Here is an 11,327-nt window from a genome sequence, read left to right on the forward strand (position 1 = left end):
CACGAACGACGCCGATCTCCTGTCACCACAACGCCCCACAAGAGAGCGTTTATACCCAGCGAGCTGCTGACCCACGGTTTCACCGTGGACGAGAACGGCCGCAAGATGTCCAAGTCGCTGGGCAATACCATCGAGCCGCAGAAGGTCAACGACACCCTGGGTGCCGACATCCTGCGCCTGTGGGTATCGGCCACCGACTACTCCGGCGAAATGGCCGTTTCCGAGCAGATCCTGCAGCGCAGCGCCGATGCCTACCGGCGTATCCGCAACACCGCACGCTTCCTGCTTTCCAACCTGTCGGGCTTCGACCCGGCCCGCGACCTGCTGCCAGCCGAAGACATGTTGGCGCTGGACCGCTGGGCGGTCGACCGTACCCTGCTGCTGCAGCGCGAGCTGGAAGAGCACTACGGTGAATATCGCTTCTGGAACGTCTACTCCAAGGTGCACAACTTCTGCGTCCAGGAGCTGGGCGGCTTCTACCTCGACATCATCAAGGACCGCCAGTACACCACCGGTGTCAACAGCGTCGCCCGCCGTTCCTGCCAGACCGCGCTGTACCACATCAGCGAAGCGCTGGTGCGCTGGATCGCGCCGATCCTGGCCTTCACCGCCGATGAAATCTGGCAGTACCTGCCGGGCGAGCGCAACGAGTCGGTCATGCTCAACACCTGGTACCAGGGCCTGTCGGAGCTGCCGGCCGATGCCGAGCTGGACCGCGCCTACTGGGACCGCGTGATGGCCGTGAAGGCCGCGGTCAACAAGGAACTGGAGAACCAGCGCGTGGCCAAGGCCATCGGTGGCAACCTGCAGGCCGAAGTGACCCTGTTCGCCGAAGAAGGCCTGAGCGCAGACCTGGCCAAGCTGGGTGACGAGCTGCGTTTCGTGCTGATCACCTCCGCTGCCAGCGTGGTGCCGTTCATCCAGGCGCCAAGCGACGCGGTGACAACCGAAGTCGAAGGGCTCAAGCTGAAGGTCGTCAAGTCCGGCCACGCCAAGTGTGGCCGTTGCTGGCACTTCCGCGCCGATGTCGGCAGCCACCCGGAACATCCGGAAATCTGCGGCCGTTGCGTCGACAACATGAGCGGTAATGGTGAGGTGCGCCACTATGCCTAACCCTGTAGCGGGGCGCTTCGGGCGTCTTGCCTGGCTCTGGCTGAGCCTGCTGGTGCTGGTCATCGACCAGGCCACCAAGGTGTATTTCGACAGCTCGCTGAGCATGTACCAGCAGATCGTGGTCATCCCCGACTACTTCAGCTGGACCCTGGCCTACAACACCGGCGCGGCGTTCAGCTTCCTCGCCGACAGCTCCGGCTGGCAGCGCTGGCTGTTCGCCGTGATCGCCGTGGTGGTCAGTGCCGTGCTGGTGGTCTGGCTCAAGCGCCTGGGGCGCAACGAGACCTGGCTGGCGATCGCCCTGGCCCTGGTGCTGGGCGGCGCGCTGGGCAACCTGTACGACCGTGTCGTGCTGGGCCATGTGGTCGACTTCATCCTGGTGCACTGGCGCAACACCCATTACTTCCCAGCCTTCAACGTGGCTGACAGCGCCATCACCGTTGGTGCGGTGATGCTGGCGCTGGATATGTTCAAGAGCAAGAAATCCGAGGAGCCGGTGCATGACTGAGACCCGTATCGGGCAGGACACCGAAGTGACCCTGCACTTCGCCCTGCACCTGGAAAATGGCGACACCGTCGACAGCACCTTCGACAAGTCCCCGGCTACCTTCAAGGTCGGCGACGGCAACTTGCTGCCGGGCTTCGAGAATGCGCTGTTCGGCTTCAAGGCGGGTGACAAGCGCACCGTCGTGGTTGCCCCGGAGAACGCCTTCGGCCAGCCGAACCCACAGAACGTGCAAGTCATGCCGCGTGGTCAATTCGATGGCATGGAGCTGTCCGAAGGCCTGCTGGTGATCTTCAACGACGCTGCCAACACCGAGCTGCCGGGCGTGGTGAAAGCCTTCGACGACAGCCAGGTGACCATCGACTTCAATCACCCACTGGCCGGCAAGACCCTGAACTTCGAGGTGGAGATCCTCGAAGTCAAGGGCCTGTGAGCCTGGAGCCGAGCATGCAAATCAAACTCGCCAACCCCCGCGGCTTCTGCGCAGGGGTGGACCGGGCGATCGAGATCGTAAACCGCGCCCTGGAAGTCTTCGGCCCGCCGATCTACGTGCGTCATGAAGTGGTGCACAACAAGTTCGTCGTCGAAGACCTGCGCAACCGTGGCGCGATCTTCGTCGAGGAGCTGGACCAGGTGCCGGACGATGTCATCGTCATCTTCAGTGCCCATGGCGTTTCCCAGGCCGTGCGCCAGGAAGCGGCTGGCCGTGGCCTGAAGGTGTTCGATGCGACCTGCCCACTGGTGACCAAGGTGCATATCGAAGTGGCCAAGTACAGCCGCGACGGACGTGAATGCATCCTCATCGGCCATGCCGGGCACCCGGAAGTCGAGGGCACCATGGGCCAGTACGACACCAGCAACGGCGGTTCCATCTACCTCGTCGAAGACGAGGACGACGTGGCCACCTTGCAGGTGCGCGACCCGGATCACCTGGCTTTCGTCACCCAGACTACCTTGTCGATGGACGACACCAGCCGGGTCATCGATGCCCTGCGTGCGCGCTTCCCGAACATCGGCGGCCCGCGCAAGGACGATATCTGCTATGCCACCCAGAACCGCCAGGATGCGGTCAAGCAACTGGCCGACGAGTCGGACGTCGTGCTGGTGGTCGGCAGCCCCAACAGCTCCAACTCCAATCGCCTGCGCGAGCTGGCCGAGCGCATGGGCACGCCGGCCTACCTGATCGACGGTGCCGAAGACCTGCAGCAAGGCTGGTTCGAAGGTGTCGGCCGCATCGGGATCACCGCAGGGGCTTCGGCGCCGGAAGTGCTGGTACGTGGCGTGATCGACCAGCTCAGGGCCTGGGGTGCCAGTGGTGCCGAAGAGCTCGATGGCCGTGAAGAGAACATCACCTTCTCGATGCCCAAGGAGCTGCGGGTTCGTTCGCTGATCTGATCAGCCACTCGCACAGCCTGGCGGTGCCACCGCCTCTGCACGCAAGCTGACCCTGCCGCTGGGCGCCAGTACCACCTGATGGTGGCTGGCGCCTTTGTTTTGTGGGCAGAGCTGCAACGCCCCGCCGAAGAATGCCCCATTCCCTCGCAGCGGTATGCCCAGCCCGCTAAACGTCACCTGCCTCATGTTGGCAACGATGTGCACCGGTCGCAGCTGACGGTGTTCGCGCAATATCTGCCCGCCGTGCGCCAGTTGCATACGCCAGCCTTGTCCCCAGTCCTCCTTCAATGGCCTTACCAGTACCGCCTGGTTTTGCAGCATGGCGTGGCTGCGTGCGGTGCGTAGTGTCTGCGCCAGGTCACGGGCAATGGCGGCTTGGTGTAGGTCGGCGGTGAAGGTGGCGTAGGCGGGGGCGCCGAGTTGAAGTAGGACGCCGATCAGCGCCAGTGTGGTCATCATTTGTAGCAGTGTTGCTCCCTGTTGCCGCATCGTGCATTCCTCCCTGGAAGTGCTTCTCTATAGCTTCGGTGTCGATGGGCAGGAGGTCCAGTCGACCAGACGAGCGTTACCCGCAGGAAAATTCGCAGGAGGCGGAGTCATGGAAGCCAGGGAACGAGGTATGACCTTGCTGGAGGTACTGCTATCGATGGTGGTGCTGGCGCTGGGCGTGTTGGCCAGCGCTGCGCTGCAACTGCAGGCGTTGCAGGCCAGCGAGGCGGCCCGGCGCGATAGCCAGGTGGTGCAGGCGGCACAGGCCACGCTGGAGCGCATGCGTGCCGAGGGCAGGGTAGATGAACAGGCGCTTGGCGAATGGCGACGGCGGCTTACCACACTGCTGGGGCGTTCGGCTGAAGGGCAGGTGACTTCGCAAGCGGGTGCCCTGGTCTTGGAGGCTCGTTGGCAAGAGCGCCACGACACGGCCTGGCAAGTCATTGTCTTGCAGGGCAGGGTGACACCATGAGCCGCCTGCAACGAGGGTTTGGCCTGCTGGAGGCGCTGCTGGCATTGGCGATCGGGCTGATGTTGCTGGCGGCCGCGGGGCAGGTGCTGGTATCCAGCCAGCAAAGCTGGCGCTTGCAGGGCGCTTCGGCACGCCTGCAGGAGGATGCCCGGCTTGCGCTGCAGCGCCTGGTCCAGGACATCCGCATGACTGGCGTGTTCGGCTGCCTGGCAACGCATGCCATCGACTTTCCCAGCGCAGCCGCTGCCCAGGCATTTGCCGCGCCGTTGCAGATCACCCGCACCACCGATGGCCGGTTGGCCAGTCTGAGCCTGTTGGCGGGCGAGTTGCCCGGGGCGGCTGGCGCGCCTGACTGGACCGTGCTCAGCGACTGTCGCACTTGGGCCAAGGTGCTGGCCGGTGGACATCTCGCAGACGGCGACAGCCTGGCCTTCCCCTTGCGCCAACAGCACTACCGGGTACACGACGGCAGCCTGATGCTGAGCAGTGGGGGCCTGAATGCCAGGTTGATCGATAACGTGAAGGGGCTGTGGATAACCCAGGTGCAGGCCGGCGAGGGGCAGCGCCTGGACATACGTTTGCAACTGTTCGAGCCCACGCAGCAGCTGGAACAGCAATACGAACTGAGCGTGGCGCTACGTAACCGGTTGCCCGCGCCATGAAGCGCCAACGTGGGATGGTGCTGATGCTCACCCTGACGTTGAGCTTGCTGCTAGGGCTGCTGGTCGCCTCAGGTTTACGCGAGGCGTTGCTGCTGTCATGGACCAGTGGTGAGCTGCTTCGGGCCGCACAGGCACTGGAAGATGCGCAGGTGAGCTTGCTGGAGGGCCGCGAGCAGCTAAGCCTGGCACCGCCGCAGGCCTGCCTGGCGTGCCAACCACCGGCTACACCGCACGATATTCGCGGGGATGAGCCCTTTTGGCAGCAGGGCTCGCGCGGCTTCTTCCTGTTGCAGAACCTGGGAGAAAGCACGTTGGCAGCCCATGTGCCGGAAGGCGAGCCGGTGACATTGTTCCGAATTACCGCCGTTAGCCAGCAGGTGCGTGCGCGCCATGTGCTGGAAGCGGTCTATGCAGTGAGTGAGCAGTCACCAGAATCGCTTCAGCGTATTCTCTGGCGCCAGCGCTTGAGGGAGCACTGACATGCAGCAAGGCCTGAGCCTTATCGAGTTGTTGATTGTCCTGGCGGTGACCGGCATTCTGGCAAGCATTGCCTACCCCAGTTACAGCGACCAGCTTCGGCGTGCTGTGCGCGGCGAAGTGGTCGGTCTGCTGCACGATGCGGCGCACCGCCTGGAGCGCGATCGTGCCCGCGTTGGCGAGTACGCTGACAATGATCAGTTGGTAACGCTCCTGCCCAGTGGTAATCGCTACTACAACCTGCAAGCTCGGCGTGACGGCGACGGCTACCAGTTGCTGGCCACGCGTCTGCCGGGCGGCCTGATGGCGCACGATAGTTGCGGCGATTACTCGCTCGATCAGGCCGGTGTGCGTGGAAACCCCGGAGCGGACGACGATGCCGGCGGGTGTTGGAGTGGTTGAGCGCATGGGGCGATGAGGCCAAAGGTTTCTACAAGGTGTTGGATCGACAGATGAGCAAGCAAGTAGTGGTGGTCGGCGGCGGGGTGATCGGCCTGTTGACGGCGTTCAACCTGGCGGCGAAGGTCGAGCGGGTGGTGGTGTGTGACCAGGGCGAGCTCGGCCGCGAGTCATCCTGGGCGGGTGGCGGCATCGTCTCGCCGCTGTACCCGTGGCGCTACAGCCCGGCGGTAACGGCGTTGGCGCATTGGTCCCAAGACTTCTATCCGCAGCTTGGCGAGCGTCTGTTCGCCAGTACCGGCGTCGATCCCGAGGTGCATACCACCGGCTTGTATTGGCTGGACCTGGACGATGAGGCCGATGCGCTTGCCTGGGCCCAGCGGGAGCGGCGTCCGCTCAGCGCCGTGGATATCTCGGCGGCCTACGATGCGGTGCCGGTGCTCGGCCCAGGTTTCCAACGGGCCATCTACATGGCAGGCGTGGCCAACGTGCGCAACCCGCGCTTGGTGAAGGCGCTGAAAGCTGCGCTGCTGGCGCAGCCCAATGTCAGCTTGCGTGAACACTGCCGTATCGAAGGCTTCCAGCACGCGCAGGGCCGGGTAACCGGCGTGCTGACGCAAGAGGGCGTGCTGCACGCCGACGATGTGGTGCTCTGTGCTGGCGCCTGGAGTGGCGACTTGCTGGCCACCCTCGGCCTGGTGCTGCCGGTCGAGCCGGTCAAGGGGCAGATGATTCTGTTCAAGTGCGCGCAGGACTTCCTGCCGAGCATGGTGTTGGCCAAGGGGCGCTACGCCATTCCTCGGCGCGATGGGCACATCCTCGTCGGCAGTACCCTGGAGCATGCGGGCTACGACAAGACGCCGACAGGCGATGCATTGGAAAGCCTCAAGGCTTCGGCGGTCGAACTGTTGCCGGCCTTGGCCGGTGCGACCCCGGTTGCGCATTGGGTCGGGCTGCGGCCGGGGTCACCCGAGGGCATTCCGTATATCGGCGAGGTGCCAGGCCATGCGGGCTTGTGGCTGAACTGCGGTCATTACCGCAACGGGCTGGTGCTGGCGCCTGCATCGTGCCAACTGTTCGCCGACTTGCTGACGGGCGGCGAGCCGATCATCGACCCCGCACCCTATGCGCCTGCCGGGCGCCTGGGCTGATCGAACAGTGCCCAGGCCCCTATGATCATTTGTGCTCCGGCCCTTGCTCGAGGTGTGCCTGGCTGCAATACCACTGGCTACCCAGCTGCAAGGCCCGGTCATTGGGCACGTGCACGCCACAGTGGGCGCAGCGCACCATCTTCAGTGGGTCGTCGAGCTTGGGCTCGGGGCGCGATGCCTGGCTGATCTTGAACTTGCGCCACAGCCAGAATGCGGCAGCGATCAGGGCGATCCAGAAGAGTAGGCGAACCATGGTGTCCAGCTTGTCGAGAAGGGAAGGCGACAGTCTAGGACGCGGGCATGAAAAAAGGGAGGCCTTGGCCTCCCTTTCTCTGTAGCGCGCGGTATCAGTCGAACAGACCGAAGGTCAGGTAGCTGAACCAGGAGCGATCCTGTTCGACGTCTTTCGGGCCTTCCGGCACGATCGGGTCGCCATTCTCGTCCTTGGGCAGCAGGTCTGGCGACATTTCGTCGCGGGCGTCGCGGAACTGGCGGACCACATCCTGGTTGGCACGGGTTTCACCCGGTGGCAGCGGGGTGTCGGTCTCGATCAGGCCCAGGGTGGCGGTGGACAGCCACGAACGCCCGTCGCTCTCGCTCTGCTTGGGCACGAACTGGCCATCGACCAGGCTCGGGTGGTCTGGGTAGTTGAGCTTGAGGGTCTCCAGGCTGGTGGCGGCCAGGTCGTCCAGGTGCATCTTCTGGTAGGCCTCGGTCATCACCGCCAGGCCGTCACCCACCGATGGGGTTTCCTGGAAGTTCTCCACCACGTAGCGGCCACGGTTGGCAGCGGCCACGTAGGCCTCGCGGGTCATGTAGTAGTCGGCCACGTGGATTTCGTAGGCGGCCAGCAGGTTGCGCAGGTAGATCATGCGCTGCTTGGCGTCCGGCGAGTAGCGGCTGTTGGGGAAGCGGCTGGTGAGCTGGGCGAACTCGTTATAGGAGTCGCGCGCCGCACCCGGGTCACGCTTGGTCATGTCCAGCGGCAGGAAGCGCGCCACCAGGCCGCGGTCCTGGTCGAACGAGGTCAGGCCCTTGAGGTAGTAGGCGTAGTCGACGTTCGGGTGCTGCGGGTGCAGGCGGATGAAGCGCTCGGCGGCCGACTTGGCGGCCTCTGGCTCGGCGTTCTTGTAGTTGGCGTAGATCAGCTCGAGCTGGGCCTGGTCGGCGTAGCGGCCGAACGGGTAGCGCGACTCCAGGGCCTTGAGCTTGTTCACGGCACTGGTGTAGCTGGAGTTGTCCAGGTCGGCCTGCGCCTGCTGGTACAACTCGGCCTCGCTGAGGTTCTCGTCGATGACTTCCTTGTTAGAGGAACAGGCAGCGGTGAGCCCGAGGATGGCGATCAGCAGCAGGTGTTTCACTTGCATGGCGGCTTGCGTCCCTTTGACGGCCGCTGTCTTGGGCGGTGCCGTCCTGTTATGATGAGCGCCCCCGGCCAACCCCGGGGCAAAAGAAGCCGTATTTAACCACAAGCGAGCAGCCGAAACCAAAGGCTGTACGCCCGTCGATTCGAGCATGTCCGAGATCATTCAACTTAGCGCAGAGGTCCCGTCCGAACTGGGCGGCCAACGCCTCGACCAAGTCGCCGCCCAATTGTTCGCCGAGTACTCGCGTTCGCGCCTGTCCTCGTGGATCAAAGATGGCCGCCTGACGGTCGATGGCGCGGTGCTGCGACCGCGCGACACCGTCCACAGTGGCGCCATCCTGGCCCTCGAAGCCGAGCAGGAAGCCCAGGGCGAATGGGTGGCTCAGGACATCGAGCTGGACATCGTCTACGAGGACGACCAGATCCTGGTGATCAACAAGCCCGCGGGGCTTGTGGTTCACCCGGCGGCCGGTCACCCCGACGGCACCCTGCTCAATGCCCTGTTGCACCATGTGCCGGACATCGTCAACGTGCCGCGCGCCGGTATCGTGCATCGCCTGGACAAGGACACCACCGGCTTGATGGTGGTGGCCAAGACCCTGCAGGCGCAGACCAACCTCGTCGACCAACTGCAGAAGCGCTCGGTCAGCCGCATCTATGAATGCATCGTGGTGGGTGTGGTGATCGCCGGTGGCAAGATCGACGCCCCCATTGGTCGTCACGGCGGCGAGCGTCAGCGTATGGCGGTGACCGAGGGTGGCAAGCCTGCGGTCAGCCACTACCGCGTGCTCAAGCGCTTCCGTTCGCACACCCATGTGCGGGTGAAGCTGGAGACCGGTCGCACCCACCAGATTCGCGTGCACATGGCCCACGTCGGCTTCCCGCTGGTCGGCGACCAGACCTACGGCGTGCGCTTCCGTATTCCGCCTGCGGCCAGCGTGGCCATGGTCGAGGCGGTGAAGCACTTCCCGCGCCAGGCCCTGCATGCACGCTTCCTGGCACTGGACCACCCGACCACCGGTGAGCGCATGGAATGGGCCTCGCCGCTGCCGGATGACTTCGTCTGGCTGCTGTCGCTGCTCAACCAGGACCGCGAGAGCTTTATCGGATGAGCGGCCTGACGCCGTCGCTGATCCTTCCCGACTGGCCCGCGCCAGCCTCGGTCCGCGCCTGCGTCACCACCCGCGAGGGCGGCGTCAGCCTGCCGCCCTACGCCACCCTCAACCTCGGCGACCATGTCGGCGACGACCCAGCTGCCGTCGCCGAGAACCGCCGCCGCTTGAGTGATACCTTCAGCATCCGCCCGGCCTGGCTCAAGCAGGTGCATGGCCTGGACGTGGCCGATGCCGATCCCTCGCACGTCGCTGAAGCCGACGCCAGCTGGACCGACCAGCCTGGTATCGCCTGCGCCGTGATGACCGCCGATTGCCTGCCCGTGCTGTTCTGCGACCGCGCCGGTACCCGCGTGGCGGCGGCTCATGCCGGCTGGCGCGGCCTGGCGGGCGGCGTGCTGGAAGCCACCCTCGAGCGCCTGGCGCTGGCGCCGGAAGACGTACTGGTATGGCTTGGCCCGGCCATCGGCCCGCAGGCCTTCGAAGTCGGGCTGGAAGTGCGCGAAGCGTTCACCGCCCAACACCCCGAGGCAGCAACGGCTTTCGTGCCCGGTGAGCGTCCGGGCAAGGTGATGGCCGATATCTACGCGTTGGCGCGCATCCGCCTGGCCGCCCGTGGCGTTACCGCTATATATGGTGGCGGCTTCTGCACGGTCAGCGACCCACGCTTCTTCTCCTATCGCCGCACCCCGCAGGGTGGGCGTTTCGCTTCGCTGGTCTGGCTGGGTCCGCAATAAAGGTTTCGCCTTCATCCAGCATGACCCCCGTCAACCCCGCTACGCTTGAATCTTCCAGAATCAGCCCTATCTATTGGTCATCTCTGGCAGGTTCTTCATTTCAGGTGCTGTCCATCGCTCCGCCTGCCTTTTAAAGGAAGGTATCCCCATGCGAATAGACCGTTTGACCAGCAAGCTGCAACTGGCGTTATCCGACTCTCAATCCCTGGCCGTGGGCATGGACCACCCGGCCATCGAGCCCCTGCACCTGCTGCAGGCGCTGATCGACCAGCAGGGCGGCTCGATCAAGCCCCTGCTGATGCAGGTGGGCTTCGACGTCAACAGCCTGCGCAAGGCGTTGACCAAGGAGCTGGACCAACTGCCGAAAATCCAGAACCCCACCGGCGACGTGAACATGTCGCAGGACCTGGCGCGCCTGCTCAACCAGGCCGACCGCCTGGCCCAGCAGAAAGGCGACCAGTTCATCTCCAGTGAATTGGTGTTGCTCGCCGCCATGGACGAGAACAGCAAGATTGGCAAGCTGCTGCTTGGCCAGGACGTGAGCAAGAAGGCCCTGGAAAACGCCATCAACAACCTGCGTGGCGGTGCGGCGGTGAATGACGCCAACGCCGAGGAGTCGCGCCAGGCGTTGGACAAGTACACCGTCGACCTCACCAAGCGTGCCGAGGAAGGCAAGCTCGACCCGGTGATTGGCCGTGACGATGAAATTCGCCGCACCGTGCAGGTGCTGCAACGACGCACCAAGAACAACCCGGTGTTGATCGGCGAGCCTGGCGTGGGCAAGACCGCCATCGCCGAGGGCCTGGCCCAGCGCATCATCAATGGCGAAGTGCCGGATGGTCTGAAAGGCAAGCGCCTGCTGGCGCTGGACATGGGCGCGCTGATCGCCGGTGCCAAGTACCGCGGCGAATTCGAAGAGCGCCTCAAGGGCTTGCTCAACGAGCTGTCCAAGCAGGACGGCCAGGTCATCCTGTTCATCGACGAACTGCACACCATGGTCGGCGCCGGCAAAGGCGAGGGCGCCATGGACGCGGGCAACATGCTCAAGCCGGCCTTGGCCCGTGGCGAGCTGCATTGCGTCGGCGCCACCACGCTCAACGAATACCGCCAGTTCATCGAGAAGGATGCCGCGCTCGAGCGGCGCTTCCAGAAGGTGCTGGTGGAGGAGCCGAGCGAGGAAGACACCATCGCCATCCTGCGCGGTCTGAAGGAGCGCTATGAAGTGCACCACAAGGTGGCCATCACCGACGGTGCGATCATCGCTGCCGCCAAGCTCAGCCACCGCTACATCACCGACCGCCAGCTGCCGGACAAGGCCATCGACCTGATCGACGAAGCCGCCAGCCGCATCCGCATGGAAATCGACTCCAGCGCTGATTCAAGCCCTGCTCGAAGAACAGCACGCCGACCTGCCAAGCCTGCGCTGGTTGCTGCCTACCGGCGAAGCCC

General features: G+C 64.5%; 15 protein-coding genes. 12 read left to right on the forward strand and 3 right to left on the reverse strand.

What is annotated here, in order from left to right; genetic code table 11:
• The 4 genes from ACQKPE_RS24375 to ispH form a co-directional block, all read left to right on the forward strand.
• Positions 1-1,113: class I tRNA ligase family protein (locus ACQKPE_RS24375; protein ID WP_427669229.1), on the forward strand; the 1,113-nt coding region annotated here is incomplete at its 5' end.
• Complete coding sequence (gene lspA / locus ACQKPE_RS24380; protein WP_427669230.1) at positions 1,106-1,621, forward strand: signal peptidase II; 516 nt, start codon at positions 1,106-1,108, stop codon at positions 1,619-1,621. The genes ACQKPE_RS24375 and lspA, both read left to right, overlap by 8 nt.
• A complete protein-coding gene (locus tag ACQKPE_RS24385; protein ID WP_427669231.1) occupies positions 1,614-2,051 on the forward strand; it encodes an FKBP-type peptidyl-prolyl cis-trans isomerase in 438 nt (145 codons plus the stop codon). Before lspA ends, ACQKPE_RS24385 begins: the two co-directional genes overlap by 8 nt.
• A 14-nt stretch (positions 2,052-2,065) precedes the next feature.
• Positions 2,066-3,013 (forward strand): 4-hydroxy-3-methylbut-2-enyl diphosphate reductase, encoded by a 948-nt coding sequence (gene ispH / locus ACQKPE_RS24390; protein ID WP_427669232.1) that lies wholly within the window; start codon positions 2,066-2,068, stop codon positions 3,011-3,013.
• Here ispH and ACQKPE_RS24395 read toward each other — a convergent pair whose 3' ends face one another.
• Complete coding sequence (locus ACQKPE_RS24395; protein ID WP_427669233.1) at positions 3,014-3,502, reverse strand: GspH/FimT family pseudopilin; 489 nt, start codon at positions 3,500-3,502, stop codon at positions 3,014-3,016.
• Between the two features lie 109 nt (positions 3,503-3,611).
• Between ACQKPE_RS24395 and pilV the strand changes: the two genes are divergently transcribed.
• The 5 genes from pilV to thiO are packed head-to-tail and all read left to right on the forward strand — an operon-like array spanning position 3,612 to position 6,663.
• Positions 3,612-3,974 (forward strand): type IV pilus modification protein PilV, encoded by a 363-nt coding sequence (pilV, locus tag ACQKPE_RS24400; RefSeq protein ID WP_427669234.1) that lies wholly within the window; start codon positions 3,612-3,614, stop codon positions 3,972-3,974.
• Positions 3,971-4,636, forward strand: coding sequence for a PilW family protein (locus ACQKPE_RS24405; RefSeq protein ID WP_427669235.1), 666 nt, complete (start codon positions 3,971-3,973; stop codon positions 4,634-4,636). The genes pilV and ACQKPE_RS24405 overlap by 4 nt, the downstream gene beginning before the upstream one ends.
• Positions 4,633-5,115 (forward strand): hypothetical protein, encoded by a 483-nt coding sequence (locus ACQKPE_RS24410; RefSeq protein ID WP_427669236.1) that lies wholly within the window; start codon positions 4,633-4,635, stop codon positions 5,113-5,115. Before ACQKPE_RS24405 ends, ACQKPE_RS24410 begins: the two co-directional genes overlap by 4 nt.
• Before the next feature lies 1 nt (position 5,116).
• A complete protein-coding gene (locus ACQKPE_RS24415; RefSeq protein WP_427669237.1) occupies positions 5,117-5,515 on the forward strand; it encodes a type IV pilin protein in 399 nt (132 codons plus the stop codon).
• 50 nt (positions 5,516-5,565) lie between these two features.
• Positions 5,566-6,663, forward strand: a complete 1,098-nt coding sequence (gene thiO / locus ACQKPE_RS24420) for a glycine oxidase ThiO (RefSeq protein WP_427669238.1) — start codon at positions 5,566-5,568, stop codon at positions 6,661-6,663.
• A gap of 25 nt (positions 6,664-6,688) precedes the next feature.
• Here the strand turns inward: thiO and ACQKPE_RS24425 are convergent, their stop codons facing one another.
• Positions 6,689-6,916, reverse strand: a complete 228-nt coding sequence (locus ACQKPE_RS24425) for a PP0621 family protein (RefSeq protein ID WP_427669239.1) — start codon at positions 6,914-6,916, stop codon at positions 6,689-6,691.
• A 94-nt stretch (positions 6,917-7,010) separates the two neighbouring features.
• A complete protein-coding gene (locus ACQKPE_RS24430; RefSeq protein WP_427669240.1) occupies positions 7,011-8,030 on the reverse strand; it encodes an outer membrane protein assembly factor BamD in 1,020 nt (339 codons plus the stop codon).
• Positions 8,031-8,178: 148 nt separating this feature from the next.
• Here ACQKPE_RS24430 and rluD point away from each other — a divergent pair, with 148 nt between their 5' ends.
• From rluD to ACQKPE_RS24445, 3 genes are all read left to right on the forward strand, one after another.
• Entirely contained in the window at positions 8,179-9,141 is a 963-nt protein-coding gene (rluD, locus tag ACQKPE_RS24435; RefSeq protein ID WP_427669241.1) for a 23S rRNA pseudouridine(1911/1915/1917) synthase RluD, read from the forward strand.
• A complete protein-coding gene (gene pgeF / locus ACQKPE_RS24440; protein WP_427669242.1) occupies positions 9,138-9,878 on the forward strand; it encodes a peptidoglycan editing factor PgeF in 741 nt (246 codons plus the stop codon). Before rluD ends, pgeF begins: the two co-directional genes overlap by 4 nt.
• Before the next feature lie 148 nt (positions 9,879-10,026).
• On the forward strand, positions 10,027-11,327 hold a 1,301-nt coding region (locus tag ACQKPE_RS24445), incomplete at its 3' end, for a Clp protease N-terminal domain-containing protein (protein ID WP_427669243.1).

Origin of the sequence: Pseudomonas sp. NPDC089554, assembly GCF_050280645.1 — a bacterium.
In the GTDB taxonomy this organism is placed as follows: Bacteria; Pseudomonadota; Gammaproteobacteria; order Pseudomonadales; family Pseudomonadaceae; genus Aquipseudomonas.

Excerpts from the sequence above, each read along its gene's own strand:
- lspA (WP_427669230.1), top strand. The coding sequence starts at position 1,106 with ATGCCTAACCCTGTAGCGGGGCGCTTCGGGCGTCTTGCCTGGCTCTGG.
- ACQKPE_RS24385 (WP_427669231.1), top strand. The coding sequence starts at position 1,614 with ATGACTGAGACCCGTATCGGGCAGGACACCGAAGTGACCCTGCACTTC.
- ispH (WP_427669232.1), top strand. The coding sequence starts at position 2,066 with ATGCAAATCAAACTCGCCAACCCCCGCGGCTTCTGCGCAGGGGTGGAC.
- ACQKPE_RS24395 (WP_427669233.1), bottom strand. The coding sequence starts at position 3,502 with ATGCGGCAACAGGGAGCAACACTGCTACAAATGATGACCACACTGGCG.
- pilV (WP_427669234.1), top strand. The coding sequence starts at position 3,612 with ATGGAAGCCAGGGAACGAGGTATGACCTTGCTGGAGGTACTGCTATCG.
- ACQKPE_RS24405 (WP_427669235.1), top strand. The coding sequence starts at position 3,971 with ATGAGCCGCCTGCAACGAGGGTTTGGCCTGCTGGAGGCGCTGCTGGCA.
- ACQKPE_RS24410 (WP_427669236.1), top strand. The coding sequence starts at position 4,633 with ATGAAGCGCCAACGTGGGATGGTGCTGATGCTCACCCTGACGTTGAGC.
- ACQKPE_RS24415 (WP_427669237.1), top strand. The coding sequence starts at position 5,117 with ATGCAGCAAGGCCTGAGCCTTATCGAGTTGTTGATTGTCCTGGCGGTG.
- thiO (WP_427669238.1), top strand. The coding sequence starts at position 5,566 with ATGAGCAAGCAAGTAGTGGTGGTCGGCGGCGGGGTGATCGGCCTGTTG.
- ACQKPE_RS24425 (WP_427669239.1), bottom strand. The coding sequence starts at position 6,916 with ATGGTTCGCCTACTCTTCTGGATCGCCCTGATCGCTGCCGCATTCTGG.
- ACQKPE_RS24430 (WP_427669240.1), bottom strand. The coding sequence starts at position 8,030 with ATGCAAGTGAAACACCTGCTGCTGATCGCCATCCTCGGGCTCACCGCT.
- rluD (WP_427669241.1), top strand. The coding sequence starts at position 8,179 with ATGTCCGAGATCATTCAACTTAGCGCAGAGGTCCCGTCCGAACTGGGC.
- pgeF (WP_427669242.1), top strand. The coding sequence starts at position 9,138 with ATGAGCGGCCTGACGCCGTCGCTGATCCTTCCCGACTGGCCCGCGCCA.